A 26,999-nucleotide genomic window follows, 5' to 3' on the forward strand; every position below is an offset into this window, starting at 1 on the left:
TAAATCAAAGACTGCCATGCTTTTAAGACGCCAATCTATCTTATCCTTTATATTTCTTCTCATTTTCTCCATTTCAGCATCTGCCCAGGTTGATGAATCCTATTTTGACTATATGGATTTATTCGACCTTCAGATGGTTGGTACTCCGGCAATATCTCCGGATGGGAAAACCGTTATTTACGAACGCCATCAGTTTGATGCGATGACAGACCGCCGGTTTGTGAACCTTTGGAGCATCTCTTTTTCCGGTGATAACCATATCCCACTTACTTCAGGAACCGATTACTATGGAAATGTGGCTTGGTCACCCAGTGGCAATCGAATCGCTTATACCTCCAGCAATGAAGGGTCCAACCAAATTTTTGTTCGATGGATGGATTCCGGTGCAACCTCTTCCATCACCAACCTTACTGAAAGTCCCGGCAACATAAGTTGGTCACCGGATGGCAGCAGGATCTTGTTCTCCAAATTTGTTCCGGCTTCTTCATCATCTCGAATTGCTAACCTGCCTTCTCCTCCCGAAGGAGCCAAATGGGAGAAATCAGCCGTAGTTATTGATAAAGCTGTTTACCGAAGAGATGGCGGCGGATACGTAGATGACGGATATACTCATCTATTTTTAATTTCAGCTGAAGGCGGTGCCCCCCGACAGATTACCTCTGGAAACTATGATTACAACGATGCAACCTGGACTCCTGACGGGCAACACATCATGTTTACTTCTGATCGTTCTGATGATGCAGACCTCGATCCTAATAACGAGCAGATTTATCAGATAAATATTGAATCCGGCGAAATAACTCAGATCACAGACAAACGAGGACCGCACGGAAACCCAAAAATCTCTCCTGACGGTAAATTAATTGCCTATACCGGCTATGTAGACGAATTTGTTGGATATCAGCAAGGGGAACTTTACATCATGAACCGCGATGGCTCTAACCAAAGAAGTATTTCTGAAGATTTTGACGAAAGTATTTCTTCTATCACTTGGGCCAATAACAGCAAGTCCCTTTTCTTTAGGTATGATGAAGAAGGAAACAGTAAAGTGGGCAATATTAACCTTGATGGTGATATTACTTCAATTGCTCAAAACTTAGGAAGTCCATCATCCGGTCGACCTTACGGTGGTGGTTCTTATTCTGTATCCAAAAACGGACGGTTTGCATTTTCGGCAATCACAACAACAAGGCCTACAGAATTAGCGGGGGGACATTTCCCTACCAAAATGGCGAATAGAACGCTCACTGATCTTAACGGTGAGTTTTTTGCATCAACTAAAGTAGGCTCTACTGAAGAGTTTTGGGTAGAATCATCCGTGGATGACTTCAAAGTTCAGGGCTGGATTATAACTCCACCCGATTTCGATCCAACCAAAAAATACCCCATGATTTTAGAAATTCATGGTGGTCCGCATACCAACTATGGCAGCCGGTTTACTCCGGAACTTCAGTTCATGGCAAGCCGTGGATATGTAGTTGTTTATACCAATCCAAGAGGAAGTACCAGCTATGGAGAAGAGTTTGCGGCCTATATCAATCACAATTACCCAAGTGAAGACCACGACGATCTTATGGATGCCGTAGATTACGTAGTTGATCAAGGATATATCGATGAAGACAACCTATTTATAACCGGTGGTAGCGGCGGTGGAGTTTTAAGTGCATGGGCTATCGGTAAAACGGACAGGTTCAGTGCAGCAGTAGTCGCAAAGCCCGTGATCAACTGGTTTAGTTTTGCCTTAACAGCGGATGGAAGTCCTTACTACAGCAAATATTGGTTCACCAAAAAGCCCTGGGAAGATCCGGACCAATACTTTGAACGCTCTCCTATTTCTTTGGTTGGAAATGTTTCTACACCAACCATGTTGCTTACCGGTGAACAGGATTACAGAACACCGATGAGTGAAACGGAACAATATTATGCCGCTTTAAAATTGCAAAACGTCGATGCTGCTATGGTACGCATTCAGGGTTCCGGTCATGGGATTGCTGGAAAACCAAGTAACCTCTTCCGCAAAGTAGCTTACATTGTGGGCTGGTTCGATATGTACAAAGAATAGCAATTAACTTTCAGAGTTCTGCTTACAGTTTTAATGCTAATAGCTGTAAGCTGACTACTGAAAGCTTCTCATTTAACAAACACACTCACTCCAAACTATCCAGGCCTACATGCTCTTTGCTGTTAGTCTTCCCTTTTTAAACGAAATCGTTGCCCTTTTCATGGTCAGCGTTCTCATTGCCTACATTTGTTATAGAATTAAGCTGGTTCCTATTGCCGGCTTCCTGATTGCCGGAGTAATTATTGGCCCTAATGCCCTTGGTATTGTTCAAGACCAGGAATTGGTTGATATGCTGGCTGAAATCGGGATTATACTTCTGCTGTTTACCATCGGGATTGAATTCAGTTTAGACAAACTTTCACGGATCCGAAATGCGATTTTTATAGGTGGCGGCTTACAAGTTTTGCTTAGTGTCGGAGCTGTAGTCGGTATTTTAATGTACTTCGGGGTGGATTGGAAAGTTGGAATCTACACCGGCTGCCTTGTTGCTCTAAGTTCTACGGCTATTATTCTCGGACTTTTCAGCGAACAAGGAAAAACCGACACCCCGGTAGGCAGGCTTTCTTTGGCTGTACTTATTTTTCAGGATTTTGCCATCATCGCTATGGTGTTACTGGTCCCAATTTTATCAGGGCAAAGCGAATCAGTTACAGACTTGTTTGTTGTACTTGGGAAGGCCATTCTTTTAATCATAGTCGTTGTTTTGCTAGCCCGAAAAATAGTCCCCTGGATTTTAGACAAAGTAGCCAAAACCCGCCGACAAGAACTCTTCCTCCTTACCGTGATTGCTATCTGTTTTGGAACCGCAGCTCTTACCAACCTTGCGGATGTCAGCCTTGCCCTCGGCGCTTTCCTTGCCGGTTTAGTTGTTAGTGAAAGTCATTACAGCGACCATGCCATTAGTGAAATTCTACCCCTTAAAACTATTTTTAACGCCGTTTTCTTTGTTTCTGTAGGAATGCTGCTCGATTTACAGTTTGTACTGGAAAATCCATTATTACTACTAGGAGTAGCAGCCGGAGTTTTATTATTGAAGTTTATCTTGAGCTCTATAAGCTTATTAACGCTTGGCTACCCTATTCGAATTGCAGCTGCCTCAGGTATTGTACTTGCTCAAATTGGGGAATTTTCTTTTGTACTGGAAAGAGCCGGACGGGTCGCAGGTCTTACTCCTGGCGGCTTTGGAGAAATGGGTTCACAAACCTTTATTGCCGTTTCCGTTTTGCTAATGCTACTCACCCCTCTTTTTCTTCATTTCAGCCCAAACATTGGGAATTTATTAGCCAAAACGCCGCTCAAACATATTGGAAAAAAGCAGAAAGAAACTGAAGAAGAGGAAGGACATGAGGATTTAGAAGATCATGTAATCATCATTGGATACGGTCCGGCTGGTCGAAACCTTTCCCGGGTTTTGAGAGAATCAGGTATTCCGTTTATTGTGATTGAGATGAATCCAGAATCCGTAAATGAAATGCATCGAAATGGCATTCCGGCTATTTATGGTGATGCTTCCAGAACTCACATTTTAGAACATGCTCAGGTTCTGAAGGCCAAACTTTGTGTGATCGCTATTAATGATCCGGCAATCAGTCCACGAATAATCAAGCTCGCAAACTACCTCAACCCTACCATCCAAATCATTGTAAGAACCCGCTATTTATCTGAAGCCGATTTCCTGGAAAAAGCTGGAGCCGATATCGTAGTTCCTGAAGAAATGGAGACCACCGTCCGCCTATTTTCAAATGTTTTAAAGGCATACATGATCTCTAACGAGGAAATTGAACAGCATATTCGGGAATTACGAGCGGAAGACTACGAGATTATGCGGGGAAGCATTCAGGAAGCACACTTAATGGTATTGCAAGGTCTAGATGAGGAAGGACTTCATACCCGCGCAGTAGTAGTTAAGGAAGGATCTTTTGCAGCCGGAAAGTCTTTGGCTGACCTGAAGCTCAGAAATGATTTTGAGATTACCGTTCTCACTGTAAATCGTGGAGAGAAGAATATCGGAAATCCTTCCGGAGACTTTACCCTCCAGCCCGGAGACAGACTTGTAATGGTTGGGCTTGCAAACCGTTTTGCTCAAGCAGCAGAAATTTTCAGAGAGTCTAAAAACCCTATCGACTTTGAAGAATAGATATAAAATCAGCTTTCAGTAATTATAATCTAATCTTTACTGAAAGCTGAAGTCTAACTGCTTAAAGCCTAAAATTACTTCCAAGCACCAAGGATTAAACCCATCAACGTAAATACAACAATCCAAAAGCCTCCGTTAATAAACATATAGGACCAGGGCTTTTGCTCATAAAGGGCATTCACACCAATGGCTGTAGCTACCCATCCAAATCCTGTTAAAAATCCATAGAAAGCCCCAGTGCCCGCTGTTACCTGTTCAGCTGCTGTCGGATCACCATAGAAAAACATGGCCAGACAAAACGCCATTATAAACTGCAGAACGAAAGTGACACCAAAGATTTTCCCCATGTTTCCGTTTTGAGCATCTTCTTCCGTCATTCCCACCAAGGCCATCCATTTCTTTCCAAACAAAGGCCCGTACCATACAAAACCTATTCCAAAACCAACTAGCGTGGCTGCCACTACAGCTAGCCAGTTTATTGCAGACATTTCCATTTTTCCTTCCTATTTAATTAGTGTTTAATAAACCTGATTCCTTGTTACCCCATGAATCACAGTCAATTAACTAATTTTATAAATCATGCACAATTCTCCTAATAATAAATGCCGAATAATCACTTTTAGAGGATCAAGCTTTTGCTCAAGATTTCTTACCTTCTGTCTCATAAAGATCATTGAACAAAATCAGTAGCATGAAATATCCTGATTTCAACCAAACGATACCCATCGATAATGTTGGAGTTGAAGAACGAGTATCCAGGTTGAACAAACGCAGTATCAAGAAAGAATCAAAAGTTCAGGCTTTAAAACTCGCCTTGAGCATGATTGATCTGACCACCCTGGAAGGAAAAGATTCGCCAGGGAAAGTCATCCAGCTTTGCAAGAAAGCAAAACAACCTCATCCTTCTATGCCAAACCTGCCTACTGTTGCAGCGGTATGTGTGTACCCAAGTATGGTTGGTATTGCCAAGAAAGAACTTAAAGGAACAGATATCAACGTAGCGAGTGTGGCAACAGCTTTCCCAAGTGGACAGGCTCCTCTTTCTATGCGACTTGAAGATACCAAGTTTGCCGTTTCTGAAGGTGCTGATGAAATTGATATGGTTATTAGCCGTGGTGCCTTTTTGAAAGGTGACTTCGAATTAGTTTTCGATGAGATTGCAGCCGTCAAAGAAGCCTGCGGTGATGCTCATTTAAAAGTGATTTTAGAAACCGGCGAACTTCACACTTATGAAAATGTTCGCAAAGCCAGCGATTTAGCTATGCATGCCGGGGCTGACTTTATAAAAACCTCAACCGGGAAAATGAGTCCTGCAGCCACACAACCTGTAACCTTGGTAATGCTGGAAGCCATTCGTGATTTTTATTACGAAACTGACAAGATGATTGGCATGAAACCAGCCGGTGGAATAAGAACTGCGAAACAAGCTATCCAATATCTGGTTATAGTAAAAGAAACACTAGGTGCTGCCTGGCTTAATAACGAATATTTCAGATTTGGAGCCAGTTCCTTGACTAATGATTTGCTCATGCAGATCGTGAAACAAGATACCGGCAATTACCAATCACTTGATTATTTTTCTGCTGATTAAAAAAATATCCTATGTCTAACAACACAGAAACTAAAGACGCACCGTACAAACCGACCTCCCCTAACTCAAAATTAGATTTCGAGTCAGTTTGGGAATACGCTCCTGCCCCGCAAAGTTCTGACTTTGTAGAAGTTAAAGAGCAGTATAATCTCTTTATTGGCGGGAAATTTGTAAAGCCCTCTAAAGGCCGATATTTCAAGAGTACGAATCCCGCTACGGAAGAAGAAATAACTGAGTTTGCAGAAGCCACTCAAAAAGATGTGGATAATGCCGTAAAAGCGGCTCGAAAAGCTTTTGAAGGAGAATGGTCGCGCATTTCAGCTAAAGAGCGTGGGAAATATCTTTACCGAATTGCACGTATGCTTCAGGAACGTGCTCGGGAGTTTGCCGTACTTGAATCGATGGATGGCGGAAAGCCAATTCGGGAATCACGCGATGTTGACATTCCTTTAGTAGCAGCCTACTTCTTTTATTACGCCGGCTGGGCCGACAAGCTGGAATATGCTTTCCCCGGTAAAAAACCGAAACCACTGGGAGTATGTGGACAGATCATCCCTTGGAATTTTCCTTTATTGATGCTCGCTTGGAAAATAGCTCCTGCCCTCGCCTGCGGAAATACCGTTGTATTAAAACCAGCTGAAACGACCTCCCTGACCGCTCTTAAGTTTGCAGAACTTGTGAAGGATTGTGGCCTTCCCGACGGAGTTATCAATATAGTAACCGGAGCCGGTCAAACAGGTGCTGAGATTGTTAACCATAAAGATATTGACAAAGTAGCCTTCACCGGTTCTACCAATGTCGGAAAGATCATTCAAAAATCACTCGCGGGAACTGATAAAAAGTACACTCTTGAATTGGGTGGAAAAGGCGCCCTCGTTGTTTTTGAAGACGCTCCTATTGATCAGGCTGTGGAAGGTATTATTAATGCCATCTACTTTAACCAAGGTCACGTTTGTTGTGCCGGTTCGCGATTATTGGTACAGGAAGGTGTGGCAGATAAAGTTATCGCCAAGCTAAAAGATAGACTGGAAACGCTGATTGTTGGTGATCCTTTAGACAAGAATACCGACATCGGTGCCATCAATTCTAAAGAACAGTTTGAAACCGTAAATAAATATCTTGAATTGGGTGTTGAGGAAGGCGCAGATGTCTACCAAAGTAAATGTGATATCCCGGAAAATGGATATTTTATTCGCCCTACTCTTTTCACGAACGTATCACAATCAAATCGCGTAGTTCAGGAAGAAATTTTTGGACCTGTGTTAACAGTTCAAACATTCCGTACAGCCGATGAAGGTATCGAAAAAGCCAACAATACCCCTTATGGTTTAGCTAGTGGCGTATGGACGGATAAAGGCTCTAAGATTTTCAAAATGGGCAGCAAGATGAGGGCCGGAGTTATCTGGGCTAACACCTACAATAAGTTCGACCCAACCTCACCATTTGGCGGCTACAAAGAAAGTGGTGTGGGACGCGAAGGCGGTCTCCACGGATTAGCTGCTTACACAAAAATTTAACTGCACAGAATTTCGATTATGTCTGACCAAAGAATTGACGTTAAAAAGACTTACAAAATGTATGTGGGCGGTAACTTCCCCAGAAGTGAATCCGGACGGACCTACAAAGTATTTGATAGCGATAAAAACTTAATCGCAAATGTATGCCAAGGCTCCCGAAAGGATTTTCGGGATGCGGTTAGAATTGCCCGCGGTGCTTTTGGAGGATGGAGTTCACGAAGCGCCTATAATCGTGGACAAATTCTATATCGAATAGCTGAAATGCTGGAAGATCGACGGGATCAGTTTATGCGAGAATTGGGTCCTATCGGTTTTAAAACAGCTGAAGCAGAAGCTGATATCAACGCTTCTATAGACCGACTTATTTATTACGCAGGCTGGGCTGACAAGTATCAGCAGGTGTTTGGTTCAATAAATCCAGTAGCTAGTTCTCACTTTAATTTTAGTATGCTTGAGCCAACCGGTGTGGTTGCAGCATTCGCTCCAGAAAAAAGTCCACTTTTGGGATTAGTCTCAACAATAGCTCCTATTATTGTTGGTGGAAATACGTGTATCATATTAGCCTCTGAAGATTACCCGCTACCTGCAATGAGCTTCGCTGAGGTTTTAAACTCCTCGGATGTTCCCGGTGGAGTAGTTAACATTCTTTCCGGAAAACGTGAAGAATTAGCGGAACATTTCAGTACTCATATGGATGTAAATGCAATGTTATACACTGATAAACTTCCAAAGGAAATGAAAAAGCTGATTGATGAAAATGCTTCACTAAATGTGAAACGTATTATCAAAAAGCCTATTGAAGATTGGTACTCCGAGGAAGCACAATCTCCATATTTACTGACCGACTTCCAGGAAACTAAAACTACCTGGCATCCCGTTGGATTTTAAAACACATTCATGAAATATCTTACCATACTTTTATTAATTGCAGGTGCAATAGCTTGTTCTTCTTCCGAGCAGGTCATTAACGAGACTTTAGAAGAGGCTAAAGAAAACTTCCAGACCGAATCTAAAAACCTTCCTTCCAATCTGAGTTTAGAAAGCTTACGTACTCAGTTATCGGATGCCTATACTTATCGTGATAACAAAATTCCGGAAGCCTTCAATAGAGTTAAAGTTGAAGAAAAGGTGGAACGGGATCTTTACGAAGGCTATAGGATTCAAATTTATTCCGGACAAAGTGTGATTGCAGCAGACACATTGGCTGCTAATTTCCGTGTTTGGGCAGATAGTACAGTTGTCGGTTACCAACCTGATACCTATACATTTTTCAGAACTCCATATTATCGGGTACACGTTGGTGATTTTCACGAGCGAGAACGTGCCATCTCATTTTCCAATATTGTAAAGCGGTACTTTAAGGATGCTTGGGTTGTCTATGACAGAGTTAATCCCGCAAGTGTACCTGCTGATACTGCTGTTATTGAAACTCAGTAGTTTTTTTCAAAATTTAGTGATGAATTAATACAAGGATATGGCACGAATATTAGTGGTAGGTTTAATTTCTTTTTTATTTACCTCAGTCGGGCCCTTACCTGTTGAAAATTATACCGATTCTACGACATCGCTCAATTTAGTCTATGAAGGGAGTACGCTATCGGGCACCATCACTCTTCCCCCCACAAACAATACTCAGCGTACATTCCGGGGCAGCGCTTATCGAGATAGAAGAACTTCAGGTTCAAGCAGCTCTACAGGTAGTGGAGAATCAAACCCACTACTTAATACCATAATCAGCCTTCACCCTACTTCCTACGAAATGTCGTCAACTGAACCTTCTGAAACACCCTCTGTGGTTAATCAGGAGAACGCTACTTTTGTTCCTCATGTAACTCCGGTAATTGTAGGATCTATAGTTGAGTTCATTAATAATGACTCTTTCTATCATAATGTATTTAGCCTGACACCGGGCGCAAAATTCAACATTGGCCGAAGACCAACTGGCGACGTGTATTCAAAAGAAATTCCCAAGACCCAGTGGAAAGTTGAAGGTCTGGGTGAAATTCAGCTTTTCTGTGATATTCACTCCTCCATGAATGCTGTAATATTGAGTTTGGACACCCCCTACTTTCAACGAGTAAGTGAGGATGGTACTTTTGAGATAAAGGATCTCCCCGCAGGCACCTATGAGCTCAGAGGATATAACCCGAACTTTGAAATAGCTTCAGAAGAAGTTACACTCGATGGTGAAACTAATATCACTGTAGATCTTAATTTTATGAACTAATGTTTAAAGGCCTCAACATACAAACCAAGCTCTTCCTGTTGTTGTCGGGCCTTACAATATCTGTTCTCTTTGTTGTATTAGTGGCAGTAAATCAGATTTCTTCAAGTACTATTGAGCAAAAAGTGCTGCTAGATTTTAAGCAGCTACAAAGCTTTTTTAAGAACCAGCAAGCACTCAGGTATGACCGGCTTGCTGAGTCGGCAAGCCTAATTGGTGAGAATTCTACTTTTAAAGGAAATGTTCAAACTGAAGATCCGGCTACAGTAGCTTACAGTGTTGGTGAGTTTGCCAATTTCACTAAAACCGATCTTTTTGTAGTTACTGATGAAGATGGATTGGTTCTGGCTTGGCTAGATAAGCCCGATAGAGCGGGCCGGGATATATCTGAAGTGATAACGGTAGAACAAGCCATGCTCGGTTACTATCCCGATCTTGAGCCGGAATGGCCGTTCTTGTGGGAAGTTGATGATAATTTATATCAAATTGTTTCGGTTCCAATTTATGCCGGCAATAGGATCATCGGCACCCTGACCCTTGGTACCGTACTCGAAGACATTGAAGCAAAACAGTTAAAACAGCAGACTCCTCTCGATATCGTACTCTTCATGGATGAAAGTATTATCGGCTCCTCGAGTCCTATTTATGAAGAAAGTGAATACGAACAGATAGCACGAGAAAACGGAGCGTTAATTGACTCTATGATTGCCAAGAGTACGATAAGTGATCCCTTTCGATTTAAAATCAATGATGAAGAGCAGCTCTCATTTATAAGTCCCCTTGGCATAGGAGAACGTGCTTATTATGTAGCTACGGTTCCAATTTCGAGAGAATTTCAAGCCCTTTCAAGCATTCAGAGAAACATTATCATTATTGCAGCTATTAGTTTCTTCATCATTATTCCCATAGCGATATTTTTGGGAAGTATTATTTCAAATCCCATAAACCGGCTTACCCAAGCAATGCTGAAGGTGGAAGATGGAGACCTCAATGTATCTGTTGAAACCCAATCAAAAGATGAAATTGGGATGCTTACGCGTGCTTTTAATAAAATGATTATAGGACTCAGAGAACGTTTTGCACTTACCAAATACGTAGGAGATCATACACTCCAAATGATTCAAACCAATGCAGACCAAACTGTTGGTTTAGGAGATGCCACTACCCAAAATCTGGCCATTTTATTTACCGATATCCGCGGGTCCACTTCAAAGATTGAGGGTTCAAAACCGGATGAATTTATAAACATGCTGAATGAAACTTTGGGAGCACAGTCACAGATTGTACTTCAGAATAATGGATCTATTGACAAATTTGTAGGTGATTCAGTCATTGCGTTATTCAGTGGAGATGATGCTGTAGAACGGGCCATTAGCGCTGCTATCGGCATCCAAAGAGATTTTAGAAATAATAAACGTATTAACTCCTACTTCGAAGGAATTGGGGTTGGAGTAAACCATGGACCGATGCTTTTAGGGAATATGGGAGCTAACGAGAGGCTTGACTATACTGTAATTGGCTCTGAAGTCAACCTTTGTGCAAGGCTCTGTTCAGAAGCTAAAGTTGGACAAATACTTATCACAAAAAAACTAGCCGATTCCTTCAATTTAGCTGCTTATCATAGTTTGGAAGATGTTAATGCCAAAGATCTAAAAGGATTTTCTAATCGTATCGATATCGTTGAGGTAAACTATGAGTAAATATTTCGGCCTTATTATTTTTGTTCTTTATGCTTTCGCACCAGCTATTTTAGTAGCACAGGTTCAGGTGAATGGTACGATTGATGTCGCCTTTACTGCCGGAGGCGAAGATTCTAAATTCATTTCAAATGGCATAAACCAAGAGTTTAAGAATCCCCATATTTCTATTCCCCAAGTTAATTTATTGATGTTTGCTCCCATCAATGAATCTTTCTTTGTTGAAGCTCGGCTTCAGTCTGATACCTGGGGAACCGGACAACTAAGTATGCCTCGCTTTACACTGGCAAATTTGACGTGGGCTAAACCAGATAATAACTATTCCCTGAGTTTTGGCCGCTTTATTTCGCCCGTTGGTAAGTACTCTAGCCGGAGTTTAAATATTGACCGCACATTCGTAGACCTTCCTCTCAATTACAGCTATTTCATAAATATCTCTGATGAACGAGGTTTCTGGCCTAATGCCGGAGATCAGGGCAACTACACTTCCGGCGATGTCGGGCTGACAAACATCTACTTTGGAGGCTATTCTACAGGTGCTTTGTGGGATTGGTCGATTAAGGATGACAAGCTGAGGCTACAAACCGCCATAACGATGGCAGCTCCAGCATCTGATCAAAACTACACAAATCTAAATAATGCAGCGGTTCAAAGTCACTTGACTTACAACCCTAACATCTTTTGGGAACTTGGGCTTTCAGCTAGTTATGGAGGCTTCATGCAAAGCAGTCCAAGAAACGCAGCTTTACAGACCGACAATCCTTTTGAGCAGTATAAACAAGCTCTTGTTGGCTTGGATGTCCGATACTCCTTCGCTTTTGTTGAAATTATTGCAGAGGGTATTTTCAGTCGGTGGAATGTTCCTTGCTATACAGGCGGGCAGTTTAATTTTTATGGTAGTGAATTAGCAGAATACAGAACAACAAACGCCGGGGTAAATGTAGATTTTAAATATGAGCCCCCCTTCCTTCCCGGTTCATACGCTGCTCTAAGAGTTGAACATTTAAGTTTTTTAACAGCAGAAACTGATAGTGCTTCCTTATCATCATGGGACGATGATGTATCAAGGGTATCAGCCGTAGTTGGCTATAAGTTAGCACGAAATGTAACCGCTAAGGTCTCTATAAGTGACCAATCTCCCCTCGATCAGTCATTGTATGCAGTAAGGTTTTATTTGAGTGCTTTTTTCTAGGCGGACAAAAGCCTTACGAAAATTCAGTAAACCAAACATGACAATGGATAGGAAAAGATTTCTTAAAGCTATTCCAGTTATCGGAGTGGCTGGTGGATTAACCCTCACCGGATGTAGTACAGGTACCGGAAATGACGACATAAACGTATCAGGTGATGTTGCAATTCTGATGGAAGCAGCAGAACGTGAAGCTGTAGCAATACAGTCGTACAATGCAGCTGCTGAATCAGGTCTCATAAGTACCCAGGCGGTGCTTGATAGCGCTGTTCTTTATCGAGATCACCACACTGAACATCTCAATATATTCAACCAATTGATTCTGGAAGCCGAAGGTCAGCAAGTAGAGCTTTCTAACTTTGGGCCTGACCCACTGGTTAGTAATTTGAATGAGAACTCGTCTGAATCTGATGTTATTCGCCTTGCTATGACTTTAGAGTTGGAAGCAGCAAGAGCCTACTTTGCGCAATCAACGATAGAACTTCAAAGTCCAAGTGCCCGTCAGCGAATGGGAGAAATCTTCCCTGTTGAAGTTGCCCACTTCGTTACCTTGAATGCGGCGTTAGGAGAAAACCCAAATATAGCGGGCGCCTCTTTAAGTGCCCTAACTGAAGCTTTTACTCCTTTTTCTTAGTAGTACACTCTTCATTGACAAGATACTTTTTCTAGTTCCGTACGGTTCGCACAAATAACTGAGACAAAGCTAAACTTTTTGGTTATTATTACGAACAAACGCTAAATATGAATTTAGATCAGTTATAGCATTGGGTTTAAAAAACGAAGCACAAACCGGTTACGGAACAAAGAAATTCTATCAGGATTATGTATCTGGAATGAGCCGGGAGAGATTCTCTAAAGAGCTGACCGCAGATACTGAACGACTAAAACTGGTTTACAAAGAGGCCGTCGAAGACATTGAGCGGCAACAAGGGCAGCAATTACCGGGACATATCAAAATGCTCCGGCTTTTCTCTGATCTTGCCCAACGCCTGAACCCTACCCGCCGACTTATTTTTGGAATGGGTTCAATAAGCTTCGTCAGTTACTACATTTTGAACTTTCTGGATATCATTCAGTATTTCATAATTGGAGATTTACTCCTCCCCTTTAGCTTTTTGAGCATGTTTATGCTTTTACTTATCGAGTTGCTTGAAAAATCTGATGTACAAAAAGAAATAGACCTGGCTCGTGAAATTCAGCTCAGTCTACTTCCGGGAACCTCCCTCAGCAAGGATAACTTAGAAGTCTATTCTTTTGCCCATACCGCTAAAGAAGTCGGCGGTGATTACCTCGATGTAATTGAAACTGAACAAGGCACTTATGTGATTATTGCTGACGTATCCGGTAAAGGCTTAAGCGCAGCTTTGTATATGGTGAGATTGCAAGCCCTGGTTAACCTTATCGTGGAGAGAGATCACCCCACCCCAAAAGAATTATTCCTTCAATTAAATAACTATATCAAAAGTAATAGCAAGGATAAGACCTTTGTTACCGGCTGTGCCGCTTACTTTCCTAAAGATGAAGATTATTTTGAATATATCCGTGCAGGCCACAATATCCCCGTTTATTATAACAAAGAGCGAGACAATACCTTCCGGCTAAAATCCAATGGCTTTGCTCTTGGAATGACTTCGACCAAGCTTCTAGACCAAAACATGGAAGTCAAAAAATTTCACTTTAAACCGGGTGATTCCGTTCTTTTCTACACGGATGGACTTAATGAATCCCGTAATGAGCGTGGTGAGGAATATGGAGAAGAGCGAATCGATTCTTTAATGGAAATCTACGGTGCGCTTCATGCCAAAACAATTGTGGGCAAGGTACAGTCTTCACTTGAAGCTTTTATCGGATCTGTGAGTCCACTAGACGATGTCACATTTACATGTGTACACCGTCCAGAAAAATAGACTCAACTGATAACTCTTTTAAGTTCTGAATTTGTCTTAAGAGGCAGCTTCTGCTACAGCATCTGTAGTAAGGCCAAAATGCTCATATAATTCTTCAAAAGGCGCTGACTCTCCGAAGCTATCCACACCTATTGCCGTTCCTTCCAAACCTACATAACGTTCCCAGCCAAAAGTAGAGCCGGCTTCGACCGACACACGGTTTGTAACTGCTTTTGGAAGTACAGATTCTTTGTATGAGGCGTCTTGCTTCTCGAACAACTCCCAGCTAGGCATACTCACCACTCGTGCGTCTATGCCTTTACCAGCTAGCTTAGCCTTGGCTTCTACAGCAAACTGCAGCTCTGATCCAGTTCCGATTAGTATAGCATCCGGAGTTTCTTTATCAGAATCAGAAAAGATGTAAGCTCCTTTTTCAACTAATGAAGCAGAATTGGTTGCAGTTCTTTCAAAAGTTGGCATGTTCTGTCGCGTCAATACCAGTACGGATGGGCCGGAAGCATTATTAATTGCTGCTTTCCAGGCGTGAGATACTTCATTGGCATCTCCCGGACGAAGAATCAATACATTTGGCATTGATCTTATACTTGAAAGATGCTCAATCGGCTGATGAGTAGGTCCGTCTTCACCCAGTCCAATACTATCATGAGTCATAACAAAAATAGATGGCGACTTCATTAGAGCAGCTAAACGCAATGCAGGTCTCAGATAATCTGTAAACACAAAGAATGTAGCTCCAAATGGAACAACTCCGCCATGCAGAGCCATGCCGTTTACGGCTGCCGCCATTCCAAATTCACGTACTCCAAAATGAATGGTACGTCCTTCTGGTGTTTCTTTTCCATATTCTCCTTCCCCGTCAATATCTGTTTTTGTACTAGGAGCCAGATCTGCAGACCCACCGAAAAGAGCAGGTAAAACATCTTTGATGGCATTAATCACTTTACCGGATGCAGCTCTTGAAGCCATCCCCTTCTCATCAGCAGGAAATTCAGGCAAAGCACTTTCCAGGTTCTCAGGAATCTTTCGATTCATCCGACTACTAAACTGTTCAGCTTCTGCCTCAAATTCAGCTGAATACGCATCAAACTTTTTCTTCCATGTTGCCTCAGCCTTAGCTCCTTCAGTAACAGAATTTCTAAAAACTTCGAGAGCTTCATCAGGGATATAAAAAGATTTATCCGGATCCCATCCGTAAGCTTCTTTTGTGAGCTTGATCTCATCACTACCCAAAGGAGATCCATGTGATGATTCTTTCCCCTCTTTGTTTGGAGATCCAAATCCTATCTTTGTCTTACAGACAACTAAAGATGGTTTATCTGTTACATTCTGTGCTTCTTCAATAGCAGATGAAATTTGATCATGATCATGACCATCGATCTCAACTACATGCCAATCATAGGCATCAAATCGCTTTGATACATCTTCTGTAAAAGCTAAATCCGTAGAACCTTCAATTGAAATCTTGTTAGAATCGTATAGGTAAATCAACTTACCAAGTCCAAGGTGACCTGCAAGTGAAGCCGCTTCGTGAGAAACTCCCTCCATCAAATCTCCATCACTAATTATGGCATAAGTGTAATGGTCTACAATAGAATGACCGCCCATATTAAACTTGGCGCCAAGGTGATTCTCAGCCATCGCCATTCCTACTCCAGTTGCTAAACCCTGACCTAATGGTCCCGTAGTAGTTTCAATGCCCGGTGTCATCCCATATTCTGGATGACCTGGTGTTTTACTACCCATTTGCCTGAAGTTTTTGATCTCATCAAGGCTCAAATCGTAGCCTGTAAGATGAAGTAAACTATAGAGTAGCATAGACCCATGTCCTGCAGACAAAATGAAACGATCACGATCGAACCAAGCAGGATTTTTCGGATTATGCTTTAAATACTTTGTCCATAAAACATAGGCAACATCAGCCATTCCCATAGGCATCCCTGGATGTCCTGAGTTAGCTTTTTCAACGGCATCCATTGACAGAGTTCGAATTGTATTTACGCAGAGCTGATCTAGCTTGGAAGCAGGCATTTAATCTTAATTTAAAAGTGATTATTTGTGAGCATTCTTTAAGATAGGAAAAGGCATTATGTTTAAAAACCTTTCAATAAGAATTTGCTCAAATTTTGATAGAATTTTGCGCATAAAAAAAGCCACATTGATATAAGCAATGTGGCTTTTAAAAGTCATTACATTTATCGAGCTGTTGAATCACATTTTAGCTCGTATTCCATTTTGTGCTCAGCTGGAGATTTGAATGATCCAAATAGAGCATTAGTGAAAGCGTCACAAGCAACGGATTTGTTACCTAATGTCTGGTGTGCATAACCAAGTTCAAAATAGATTTTAGCTTTGTCAGTTTTACCACCATTCTCATAATCAAGAGCGGTTGTAGCATATTCGACAGCTTTATCATAATTACTAGCTTTGTTGCTGGCTTCTGCTAAACGGTAATATACATCAGCTGATTCATCATCATATTCTATTGCTCGGGTAAGTGTGGCAATAGCATCTTGAATATTACCTTCCTCTGATTGTCTTGTTCCTACAGCTAACAATTCGTCATGCGCTGCTTCACGAGCTTTATCAACAACATCTCTGTTATTTGTAGCTTCACCTTTTTGGATCGCTTGATCGTACCAGTTTAATAGTTCATCAACATTCTGATCTATAATACCGTCATCGTCGGTATCATTCATCTTTTTAACGATTTTTGCTTTGTGATAATAAGCAGCCGCATAATTTGAATTTCTATTCAAAGCTCTGTCAACAGCTGTCATCGCCAATTCCATATCTCCATTATTATAAAGAATGATTGACTTCTGGTAGATCATTTTTAAAACGTTACCACCTGCTGCAGCTGCAACCTGATCATTACCATACTCTTCTCCTGCTTCAGCTGCATCTTGGAAACTATTAATTGTAGCCTCCAAATTATCCAGAGTTTTGTTACTGGCAAATTGAGTATAAACCTCTTTGGCTTTATTCCAATATGCGGCAGGAATTTGTTGCTTAGCTCTGTTAACAATATCCTCTCCTTCCGGGCCAAGCTGATTTCCTATAGTCAGTGCTTGGGTGTAAGACGAGATTGCTGCCTCATAATTACCCTCTTTAGCTTCTTCATATCCTGCATTAAAAGCTTTTATAGCATCTGTTTTAGTTTGAGCAAAAACAGTAGACGCCATCAAAGCCAAAACAATTGCAATCGAACTTCTTTTTAAAACCTTCATATCTTTGTTGTTTGTGATCGTTAGTTGCAGCGCCGAATTTAATAAAAAATGACACTGAAATTAAATTTATAACTACCTTTTTACACAATTAGTATTATTTAAACTGTGCAAAGCGCTTTCATGTTCCAAATTAGACTAAAAATTTGGCATTGGCTCTTTTTGGCTGTAAAAGTCGCAAATAATATCAACAGCCTCGTCAGTAGAATCTGTTACATGAAATAGCTTCGTGTCTTTATCAGATATCGTCCCCCACTCTTTCATAGTTCTTTCCATCCAGTCAACCAGACCTGCCCAATACTCACTGCCAAATAGCACTATAGGTATTTCATCTATTTTACGGGTTTGGATCAGCGTTAAACTTTCAAAAAGCTCGTCAAGTGTACCAAAGCCGCCGGGGAAAACGATAAAGCCCTGTGCATATTTTACAAACATCACCTTACGCACAAAAAAGTAGTTAAAGTTGATGGATAATTCAGGGTCTACGTGCTGATTGATCCCCTGCTCAAAAGGCAAACTGATGCCAAGACCTACCGACTTACCGTTACCCTGTTCAGCCCCTTTGTTTGCTGCTTCCATAATTCCTGGTCCGCCACCAGTTATAACTCCAAAACCTTTACGGGTTATTTTATCGGCCGTCTCAATAGCTTTTTCATAATATTCATTATCCGGAGTTGTGCGGGCTGAACCAAAAATGGAAATACAAGGACCTATTTGAAAAAGCTTGTCATAGCCTTCAACAAATTCACCCATCACCTTAAAGATGCTCCAAATATCACGATCATAGCCGTTACTCTGATTTTGTTTTGGAAATTCTCTGATCTCTTTACTCATATATAGTCTCTTAAAATTTAATGGATAGTGAAATGGATGGAACAGGATCAGCAAATCGAGTTGCTAAAACATCCGGCTTTATTGTTGCTTTCATTGATAAATCATCTGATACATCAAATGGTCTTAAATGCGCATATACATAAGCATCAATAGCATTCAATGCATAAGATAAACCTATAAATACATAAACCAGATCTCTTCGATTTCTAAAAAAGTTTCGGTTTTGGCGAAGTGACTCTAAACTTGTACCGGCAGAAATATAACCCGGTGTTGGCCCAAATCTACCATCATCAGGAGTATCAGGATTTAAGTTATAATAAGCTGCCCGGTAATCATGATATTGTTTATGCAGGTAAACACTATAATAGGTTAAACCACCTAATAACCCGTATACAATTGGTACTTTCCAAGCCTGCTTATTTGTTACTTGTCCCCAACCTGGCAGAATCAGAGAGCGTCGAAGCACTTTTTTGGGTTCCGGATATTGACCTTGACCTGATGCGGAATCTGCAAATTCCTGTTTCAATGAATAATTTTGCGGAACAAATTTTTGATACTGACTATAAGATTGCGCCACACCCTGTACTGCAACTATAAAGCTGATAAGAACAATCAGACTAATCGATCGAGTCAAAGATGTTGAGAATTCGTTCCAGGTCATCATCCGAATAGTATTCAATCTTTATTTCCCCACCTTCCTTCTTGGGATGTACATTTACTTTAGTACTGAATGTACGTCGTAATCGCGAAGAAATTTCTTCATAAAAAGGATTTGAACTTTCTTTCTTAGTCTTGGAGGTCTTCTTTGACTTTGAAGGACTCATAATATCACGAACGGCTTCTTCTATTTGCCGAACCGATAACCCTTTATCAATTACTTTATTGAGGATTTTTTGCTGAACTTCCTCATCTTCAATCGTAATCAAAGAGCGGGCATGACCCATTGAAATTTGATTAGACTTTAATGCAGACTGTATGAAATCAGGCAGATTCAAAAGCCTAAGCATATTGGTAACCGTAGTACGGTTTTTACCCACCCGATCAGCTACTTCAGCTTGGGTGTAATCAAATTCTTCTAAAAGCCTTTTGTAGCCTAAAGCCACTTCCAGTGGATTCAGCTCTTCCCGCTGGATGTTTTCAATAAGCGCAAAAGCCATACTTTGCTCATCATCGGCTTCGCGGATAAATGCGGGTATTTCCTTTAGCCCAGCTAATTTGGCGGCTCTAAGCCGGCGTTCACCACTAATGAGTTCAAACCGTTTCTCCCCGATGTATCGAACGGTAATAGGTTGAATGAGCCCATGTTCCTTTATGGAAGCACCTAACTCTTCCAGTTTTTCCTCATCAAATTCTTTTCTGGGTTGATGGGGGTTTTTTCGGATATGATCAACAGGAACAAAGAGAACGATATTCACCCTGTCTTCGGGCTTCACAATATTCTTTTCTACGCCTTCACTCTTCGCATCCGTTTCTTTGCCATCTTCCTGATACTCAGGAAAGAAAGCGCCTAATCCACGGCCTAACACTTTTTTGGTAGCCATAATCTAAATTTCTGTATTAATCAGTAAGAACCGGGCTGTTCTTAAACATTTTTTTATTTCTCTTGATGATTTCCCGAGCTAGTGCGAGGTAGTTTTTAGAACCCACACTCGTAGAATCATAAAGCAGAGCAGGTTTTCCAAAACTTGGGGCTTCAGCTAACCTTACGTTTCGGGAGATAACAGACTTGAATACACGGTCATCAAAATACCGTTTAACCTCATCAGCCACCTGATTGGAAAGTCTTGTTCGTGTGTCATACATCGTTAAAAGTACACCTTCAATGTCTAACTCAGGATTCAAATGTTGCCGAACAATCTTAATAGTATTCAAAAGCTGACCTAATCCTTCAAGGGCAAAATATTCGCACTGTACAGGAATTACAATTGAGTCTGAAGCTGTAAGCGCATTAATAGTTAATAAACCAAGAGAAGGCGGACAATCTATAATTACAAAGTCATATTTGTCACGAACACTTTCGATCGCCTTTTTCAGAATTCTCTCGCGTTCTTCTCGATCAATCATTTCAATTTCAGCACCAACAAGGTTGATATGCGCCGGAACTAAATCGAGGAAGTCGAGCTCCGTCTTGCGAATAGTCTCATCAATATCAGTACTCCCAATCATAACCTCATAAACCGAATTCGTAACGGTTTTAGAATCAATGCCCAGCCCACTGGTAGTGTTGCTTTGGGGATCAATGTCTATAACAAGCGTTGGATGTTCTACGGCCGCTAAACTCGCGGCTAAATTAATTGCCGTAGTTGTTTTACCTACTCCACCTTTCTGATTGGCAATTGAAATGACTTTTCCCATTAAAAACCTGCTTTAAGCTTGATATAGTTTTATGATAAAATCTAATATAAAGCGAGGTGCACTGCTATACAAAAATACTTATTCACATATTCGGCAATAGTTTTCCACATTAAAAAGGCAACCTGATGGCTGCCTTGAATTTAATTGGATGATCCGGTGAGCATAATTCCACTTCCACCGCCTATATTCCCTGATGGATCGCTGACTAACTCCAGTTTATCATAACTTCGGGTTAAATCGTTCTCGACTGCTGAGGTTTGACTTACCTGTTGAGTCTCAGAAAATCGAAGCACTTCATTTCTATCAACCCATGGTTCTACAGCTTCTGTCGGACTTTTTGTAGAATTCCCGGAATCGGAAACATCTACTCCTGAATAAAGATAATATCCACCACCGGTGAAAGCTGCCAAAAGTATCGCGGCGGCTAAGCCACGCTTAAGGAAAAAGGTGATGTTTTTGGAAGATCTTAGTTTTTCTGATTGTAACTGTTTGGCTTCATCCGATATTTTTTTGGTTAGATTTTGGGGAGGATTTTTAGTTGAGAGTGCTGAGAGCCTTTTTTGGGTAGCTCTCAGACTTTCAACTTCAATCAACAGATTTTCATCTTCCCGCATTTGCTTCTCAAACTCCATTTCTTCAGAAGGATCCATCTCCTTCATCAGATAACGGATAGCGTTATTCTCATCTGTGTGCATGTTTTAGCTCTTCTTCTCGTTCTTCTTCAAAATGTTTTCGAAGGTTAATGAGCGCGTATCGCATTCGGCCTAAAGCCGTGTTAATGGATACATCGGTTAATTCTGCAATTTCTTTAAAAGGCATTTCGTAGTAGTGCCTTAAAAGAACAACCGAACGTTGCTCTTCCGGAAGTTTGGCGATGTGTTTCATTAAGCTGGATCGCATTTCTGTTTCAACCATTTGCTCATCTGCATCCACAACGCTTTCATCTTCCATCCGGTCAAAGTAATCGGTGTTAGAATCTTCGTCGCTCCATCCACTAACGTCAATATACCGTTTTTGTTTTCTTAGATAATCAATCGTTGCATTATGTGCAATACGCATCACCCAAGCAATCCATTTGCCTTGCTCATTGTAGGTGTCATCCATTTTAGTAATGACTTTGGTGAACGTAGTTTGAAACAAGTCATTGGTGATCTCTGGGTTCATCACCATGCTATATATATAGGAATAAATTTTTTGCTGATGGCGGTTCATCAATTCATTAAAAGCCGACTCATCTGCATTTTTTCTAAATTTCTTTACAAGCTCACGATCTTTAAGCTCTTTATAATTAGTTTTCTCAACGTGTCTTTTGATCAATTTCATAATATTACACCCTAATTTTGGGTTATGCTCTCAGAAGATGAACTGAAACTCCGACCTTTTGTTTCAATAACGATCTACTATTAAAGAGCGTTTCTGACCTGATGCTTTCTCATCGGGTCTGTGCCTATTTTAATATGCTATGCACGCTAATCATATAACATGTTAATGTGACCCAATATTCACATTTCAGGCTTAAGACGAGTTAATCAGCGAAATAGTTGTACACTTTCTCACCAATTGATTTTCCAATTGAGAGCTGCAATTCTTCTTTCTTGGCTTTCTTGATTTTCTTGACGGATCCAAATTCCATAAGTAGCTTTTGTACCGTCTTTTTACCTACCCCATCTATATCTAACAATTCCGTTTTTACGGTTCTCTTACTTCTTTTTTGACGGTGAAAATTGATAGCAAAACGATGCGCCTCATCACGGGCATGCTGAAGTAATTTTAGAGCTGATGATTTTTTAGGAATCATAATAGGATCAGACATCCCGGGAAGAAATACTTCTTCAAGACGTTTAGCTAATCCGATAATTTCACATTCTCCATAAAAGTCGATCTCTTTTAAGGCTTCCACTGACGCACTCAACTGCCCTTTTCCACCATCCACTATGATTAAGTCTGGAATCTGCTCTCCATCTTTTTGCACACGGGAATAGCGCCGGGTCAAAATCTCTTTCATAGACGCAAAGTCATCCGGCCCTTCTACCGTTTTTATGTTGAATCGTTTGTAGGAACTCTTACGCGGTTTCGCATCCACAAAACAAACCATAGAAGCAACCGGGTCAGAACCCTGTAAGTTTGAGTTATCAAAACATTCGATTCGCCGAGGCAGCCGATCCAGCTTTAAGTGTTCTTTCAGCTCTTTAACGGCGTGAGGAATTCGGTTTCGCTCGGCTTTCTCTTTCACAAGGGCACGCTCATTTAAATGAAGTTTAGCATTTGACTGTGCCATTTTAATGAGTTGCTTCTTCTCTCCAATTTGTGGTACATGAACTGGTACAATCTTGCCCTTTTCCTGATGCAGGTATTGCTCAAGGGGTTCAACATCTTCTATTTCGTGGCTTAGATAAACTTCATCGGGAATGGCCGCTGTGTACTGTCCGGTATAGTAATCTTCAACAAACGACTGCAGCATCTCACCCATACTCAATCCTTCAATGTTCTTCAGGAAGCGATGAAACTTGCCTATCATCTTACCTTCACGAATTTTGAAGAGTACTCCGCAAGCTTCACCTATTTCCTCATCTTTTCGGATAGCAAATACATCACGGTCTACTTTTTGGGAAACCACCATCTTCATTCGCTTACTGTAGTGCTGAACGGCCTCAAGGCTATCTCGGATTTGAGCAGCTTCTTCATAAGCCAAAGCATCGGAAGCGATCTGCATTTCATCTTTTAGCTCACGAATCAGCTGATCCGTTTTACCATTTAGCATACGATCTACTTTATAAATGGTAGATTGATACACCTCATCATCCCAATCTCCGGAACAGTTTTCCAGGTAATCATCAAAACAGGAATGCCACTTTGGAACGCCCCGGGTTTTGTCGATGGTCTTTTGGGAAACTGCGCAGGTACAAAGCCCAAAAGCTTTACGAATGGTTTCCAGCATCCGCTTCATCGCACCAACGCTGTCATAGGGACCGTAATATTTGCTCCCGTCCTTAATTACCGTTCGGGTTGGAAACACCCTCGGCTTCGTCTCTTTGGTGATACAGATATAAGGGTAAGACTTATCATCCCGATACATGATATTATATCGAGGCTGATATTGTTTGATGAGATTATTCTCCAAAATGAGAGCTTCTGCCTCGGAATCGGTGACTACAACTTCAATATCATCGATCTTAGAAACCATCGTCCTAATACGGCCATCTTGCGGACGAGAATCCTGAAAGTAAGAGCGAACCCTGTTTCTGAGCTTTTTAGCCTTCCCAACATACAACACCGATTCACCTTTATCCCGGTAGATATAGACTCCTGGCGAAGTAGGTAAATTAGCTACTTTTTCTTCTAAACTTACGGCACTTGAATCATCACTCATGCCTCAAAGATAATAGTTTTTTGATGATTCAATAGTCCAATTCCCAACCCATTTTACAGGTTTTTATGGGCTCGGTTCTATCTTTTTAAGTTGAAATTAAAATACTTCTATGAACCACTAAAATTCGCATAAAAAATTCCTTCGTGATTCATAAAGGTGCCTTCTTTTTTGTTAAGGTCTAATCTTTCACCTTCAAAATTGGTAGCAGGAAATCCTAATTCATGAAAGATGCAGGCCGTAGCAGCAAAGTCCCAAATGCTCCCGCCTCCGGTTTCTTTTTTGGGATATTTAATCATACAAGCCGGACCGTTTTCCAATACCCGAATGCCATTCATCACGGAAGCGCCACCGGACATGACTTTGAACTCTTTTAATTCAAGATCATCAACATACTTTTGTATAAGAGCTTTTAACTCTGGTAAGCGAGGAGTGTCCTTTAGTTTCTTATCCGTTACATAGGTTAAATAGTCGTTACTGTTCTTTATTTGCCATGAAGATCTGTTTTTAAATACCCCATTTCCTTTTGTAGCATGATATAAGGTATCTGTAACCGGATCGTAAACTACGCCTATGCATGGAGTCCCATATTTTGCAATTAACGCGATGGAAACGGAGAAACCAGGTTCCTTATTTATAAAGTTTAGTGTTCCGTCAATAGGGTCTATGCACCAGAAATAATCTTTCTCAAACCGACTCCCATCATCTTCGGTTTCTTCTGTAAGCAGTGCAATATTAAATTCTTCGCATTTTGGAAGCAGATGGGACAGTATGATATTTTCACATTCTTTGTCTATCGCAGTTACCACCTGAGAAGCATAGCTTTCCCCTCCTTCTTTTTCTTCAAAGGCGATCTCCTCATCTAAATACTTTTTGATGTGTTGTCCCGCGTCAAGAGCTGCTTTGATGGCGATATCAGTTAGGTGAATTAAATCCATTGCTAAAGATTGTTGATTACTTCTTTGGTTATTCGTTCGCTGTAGCTATTAATCTTCCAGTGACCCGGACTCCATCCTTTGAGAAAGCGATGAAAGTCTGCCCAGGCTACCCGATATAATGAACGCCATTCCTGTTCCAATCCCTCATTTGGTTCTCCCAGTTCATGCTGTAAATACCCGAAATAAGTATCCAGAATTTGTACTTCTAAACGCTCGCATTCATTTTCATTCAAGCAGCTTCCAATGAAATAGGCTACGTCTTTCATTCCACACCCGCCGCCCACATACTGAAAATCCACAGCGGCAACTTGTCCATCTTCGGCAAAACAGAAATTAGCCAGCTTGGCATCTCCGTGTACAAATGTTTTATAGGTGCAGTTATTTAATCTTGAATCAATACTAGAAGCAGCTTCTTTTAATGCCTGATCATCCAGTTCAGCTAATTCCTGTGGCCGTGTTTCCAGGTGCCAGTAGGTGCCGGTTTCCCAAAGTCCGTCAGGCTTATGCCCGAGATAACTAGCGTGAAATTGGGCAAGCCACTGTAAGCATTTTGAAATTTCTTCCCAGCTGACCGACTGCTTTCGTAAGGGATATCCGGCTTCATCGAGATCCTCCAGTACGATCAATACTTCATCCTCCCCTGTTTCAATTCCTAAGCAATGCGGCAGGCGTGCTTTACTTTGTGAATTATAGGTTTCGTACCAGGTCGTCTCCACCTGATAGGATTTTAACTTTCGCTGGTGACCAATATCGGTATTCCAGCCACGGGGGTGTTCATTATTTCCGGATAGCTGTATATGCTTTGCGACAACATTTTTTGCCGGAGCATTCTCCAGCTCTATTCGCTTAATCTGCCCGTAACCGCTCCACAATTCTTGGATGGTTTCCTTTTCAGTAAAGGTAGAAGTTCCCGTGATGTTTGTAATAGCCGATCTGATGAAATCATTCATATATCATAAAGATATGAAAACATGAGAAGCGTGTTCGGGGTATACTTATTTTTAATGGCTTGTCGAAAAAAACTAACTACGTTCATCATCCATCGGGTTCTCCCCAAACTTAGCCGGCACCCAGTTCATTTCTGATATTGGCGGTCGTTCGTATTCCGGATGCTTACTCACTTTTGGAAACTCAATCGGGTCAGGGGTTAAATCTTCATAGTCAATCTGGCCAAGCAAGTGAGAAATACAGTTTAGGCGAGCATGACGTTTTATATCTGCATTTACTACAAACCAGGGTGATTTTTTGGTATCAGTGTGTTCGAACATTTTGTCTTTAGCCCGGGAATAATCGACCCAGCGAGTTCTGGCTTCAATATCCATTGGACTTAACTTCCAACGCTTCATAGGGTCTTCATTCCTTGCGATGAAACGTTTCTTTTGTTCCTTATCACTAATGGAAAACCAGTATTTAATGAGGATAATACCGGATCGCATAATCATCTCTTCGAACTTGGGGCAAGAGTGCAGGAATTCCTGATACTCTTCCTCACTGCAAAAACCCATCACTTTCTCTACACCTGCCCGGTTGTACCAGCTTCGGTCGAATAGCACCATTTCTCCATCTGTTGGCAGCTGACTTATATACCGTTGGAAATACCACTGATTTTGTTCTTTTTCGGTCGGCTTCTGTAGGGCTACAACTCGTACAGTTCTGGGATTCAATGGCTCAGTAATTCTTTTTATAACGCCTCCTTTTCCGGCGGCATCACGTCCTTCAAAAACAACACAAACCTTGAGGCCCTTCTCTTTAATCCAATACTGTAGCTTAACTAACTCAGCCTGCAGCGAAGCTAATTCTGATTCGTAGACGTCATAATTCAGCTTTCCATTTTCGTTATACATACTTCAATTATTAGTTGTGGGCCTGGAAATTTAGTGACGCCATAATCATGATTTTACCCATTAGTAACAAGCAGCAATAGCTGTCCGGTTTAGTAAAACTCCCTAAAGCGCAT

Annotated in this window: 24 protein-coding genes; 11 read left to right on the forward strand and 13 right to left on the reverse strand. The window is 41.3% G+C overall.

Annotated features, from left to right (window positions below):
* Nucleotides 1-16: 16 nt before the first annotated feature.
* Together CL667_03090 and CL667_03095 are read left to right on the forward strand one after the other, a co-directional pair.
* The gene (locus CL667_03090; GenBank protein MAL16674.1) at nt 17-2,062 is read left to right on the forward strand and encodes a peptidase S9 family protein; all 2,046 of its coding nucleotides are present in this window, start codon (nt 17-19) and stop codon (nt 2,060-2,062) included.
* 109 nt (nt 2,063-2,171) lie between these two features.
* Nucleotides 2,172-4,199, forward strand: coding sequence for a sodium:proton exchanger (locus tag CL667_03095; protein MAL16675.1), 2,028 nt, complete (start codon nt 2,172-2,174; stop codon nt 4,197-4,199).
* A gap of 74 nt (nt 4,200-4,273) precedes the next feature.
* Here CL667_03095 and CL667_03100 read toward each other — a convergent pair whose 3' ends face one another.
* Entirely contained in the window at nt 4,274-4,693 is a 420-nt protein-coding gene (locus tag CL667_03100; protein ID MAL16676.1) for a hypothetical protein, read from the reverse strand.
* Between the two features lie 197 nt (nt 4,694-4,890).
* On the opposite strand from CL667_03100, the gene deoC reads away from it, so the two are divergent.
* From deoC to CL667_03145, 9 genes are all read left to right on the forward strand, one after another.
* Nucleotides 4,891-5,790: a deoxyribose-phosphate aldolase gene (gene deoC / locus CL667_03105; protein MAL16677.1), complete on the forward strand. Its 900-nt coding sequence runs from the start codon at nt 4,891-4,893 to the stop codon at nt 5,788-5,790.
* Nucleotides 5,791-5,801: 11 nt separating this feature from the next.
* Nucleotides 5,802-7,307 carry a betaine-aldehyde dehydrogenase gene (locus CL667_03110; protein ID MAL16678.1) on the forward strand — a complete coding sequence of 502 codons (1,506 nt, stop codon included), beginning with the start codon at nt 5,802-5,804 and terminating at the stop codon, nt 7,305-7,307.
* Nucleotides 7,308-7,325: 18 nt separating this feature from the next.
* Nucleotides 7,326-8,195, forward strand: coding sequence for an aldehyde dehydrogenase (locus CL667_03115; protein MAL16679.1), 870 nt, complete (start codon nt 7,326-7,328; stop codon nt 8,193-8,195).
* Between the two features lie 9 nt (nt 8,196-8,204).
* On the forward strand, nt 8,205-8,744 hold the full coding sequence (locus CL667_03120; protein MAL16680.1) for a hypothetical protein: 540 nt from the start codon (nt 8,205-8,207) through the stop codon (nt 8,742-8,744).
* 37 nt (nt 8,745-8,781) lie between these two features.
* Nucleotides 8,782-9,534 carry a hypothetical protein gene (locus CL667_03125; GenBank protein ID MAL16681.1) on the forward strand — a complete coding sequence of 251 codons (753 nt, stop codon included), beginning with the start codon at nt 8,782-8,784 and terminating at the stop codon, nt 9,532-9,534.
* Nucleotides 9,534-11,231, forward strand: coding sequence for a hypothetical protein (locus tag CL667_03130; GenBank protein MAL16682.1), 1,698 nt, complete (start codon nt 9,534-9,536; stop codon nt 11,229-11,231). The genes CL667_03125 and CL667_03130 overlap by 1 nt, the downstream gene beginning before the upstream one ends.
* On the forward strand, nt 11,224-12,420 hold the full coding sequence (locus CL667_03135; protein MAL16683.1) for a hypothetical protein: 1,197 nt from the start codon (nt 11,224-11,226) through the stop codon (nt 12,418-12,420). The genes CL667_03130 and CL667_03135 overlap by 8 nt, the downstream gene beginning before the upstream one ends.
* A 37-nt stretch (nt 12,421-12,457) precedes the next feature.
* Nucleotides 12,458-13,051, forward strand: a complete 594-nt coding sequence (locus tag CL667_03140; protein ID MAL16684.1) for a hypothetical protein — start codon at nt 12,458-12,460, stop codon at nt 13,049-13,051.
* Between the two features lie 130 nt (nt 13,052-13,181).
* Nucleotides 13,182-14,324 carry a hypothetical protein gene (locus CL667_03145; protein MAL16685.1) on the forward strand — a complete coding sequence of 381 codons (1,143 nt, stop codon included), beginning with the start codon at nt 13,182-13,184 and terminating at the stop codon, nt 14,322-14,324.
* Between the two features lie 36 nt (nt 14,325-14,360).
* On the opposite strand, the gene tkt is transcribed toward CL667_03145, so the two are convergent.
* The 12 genes from tkt to ppk2 form a co-directional block, all read right to left on the reverse strand.
* On the reverse strand, nt 14,361-16,352 hold the full coding sequence (tkt, locus tag CL667_03150; protein ID MAL16686.1) for a transketolase: 1,992 nt from the start codon (nt 16,350-16,352) through the stop codon (nt 14,361-14,363).
* Nucleotides 16,353-16,516: 164 nt separating this feature from the next.
* On the reverse strand, nt 16,517-17,551 hold the full coding sequence (locus CL667_03155) for a hypothetical protein (protein ID MAL16687.1): 1,035 nt from the start codon (nt 17,549-17,551) through the stop codon (nt 16,517-16,519).
* A 135-nt stretch (nt 17,552-17,686) separates the two neighbouring features.
* The gene (locus tag CL667_03160) at nt 17,687-18,382 is read right to left on the reverse strand and encodes a TIGR00730 family Rossman fold protein (GenBank protein ID MAL16688.1); all 696 of its coding nucleotides are present in this window, start codon (nt 18,380-18,382) and stop codon (nt 17,687-17,689) included.
* Nucleotides 18,383-18,392: 10 nt separating this feature from the next.
* Nucleotides 18,393-18,959 (reverse strand): hypothetical protein, encoded by a 567-nt coding sequence (locus tag CL667_03165; protein ID MAL16689.1) that lies wholly within the window; start codon nt 18,957-18,959, stop codon nt 18,393-18,395.
* A 40-nt stretch (nt 18,960-18,999) separates the two neighbouring features.
* Nucleotides 19,000-19,923, reverse strand: a complete 924-nt coding sequence (locus CL667_03170; protein ID MAL16690.1) for a hypothetical protein — start codon at nt 19,921-19,923, stop codon at nt 19,000-19,002.
* Between the two features lie 16 nt (nt 19,924-19,939).
* Nucleotides 19,940-20,737, reverse strand: a complete 798-nt coding sequence (locus CL667_03175; protein ID MAL16691.1) for a chromosome partitioning protein ParA — start codon at nt 20,735-20,737, stop codon at nt 19,940-19,942.
* Nucleotides 20,738-20,877: 140 nt separating this feature from the next.
* Entirely contained in the window at nt 20,878-21,432 is a 555-nt protein-coding gene (locus tag CL667_03180; protein MAL16692.1) for a hypothetical protein, read from the reverse strand.
* On the reverse strand, nt 21,419-22,060 hold the full coding sequence (locus CL667_03185) for a hypothetical protein (GenBank protein MAL16693.1): 642 nt from the start codon (nt 22,058-22,060) through the stop codon (nt 21,419-21,421). Before CL667_03185 ends, CL667_03180 begins: the two co-directional genes overlap by 14 nt.
* A gap of 202 nt (nt 22,061-22,262) precedes the next feature.
* Entirely contained in the window at nt 22,263-24,107 is a 1,845-nt protein-coding gene (locus CL667_03190) for an excinuclease ABC subunit C (protein ID MAL16694.1), read from the reverse strand.
* A gap of 107 nt (nt 24,108-24,214) precedes the next feature.
* Entirely contained in the window at nt 24,215-25,042 is an 828-nt protein-coding gene (locus tag CL667_03195; protein ID MAL16695.1) for an inositol monophosphatase, read from the reverse strand.
* Between the two features lie 2 nt (nt 25,043-25,044).
* Nucleotides 25,045-25,992, reverse strand: a complete 948-nt coding sequence (locus CL667_03200; protein MAL16696.1) for a choline kinase — start codon at nt 25,990-25,992, stop codon at nt 25,045-25,047.
* 72 nt (nt 25,993-26,064) lie between these two features.
* The gene (gene ppk2 / locus CL667_03205) at nt 26,065-26,886 is read right to left on the reverse strand and encodes a polyphosphate kinase 2 (GenBank protein ID MAL16697.1); all 822 of its coding nucleotides are present in this window, start codon (nt 26,884-26,886) and stop codon (nt 26,065-26,067) included.
* Nucleotides 26,887-26,999 lie beyond the last annotated feature (113 nt).

The sequence above is a fragment of the Balneola sp. genome, from assembly GCA_002694685.1.
In the GTDB taxonomy this organism is placed as follows: domain Bacteria; phylum Bacteroidota; class Rhodothermia; order Balneolales; family Balneolaceae; genus Gracilimonas.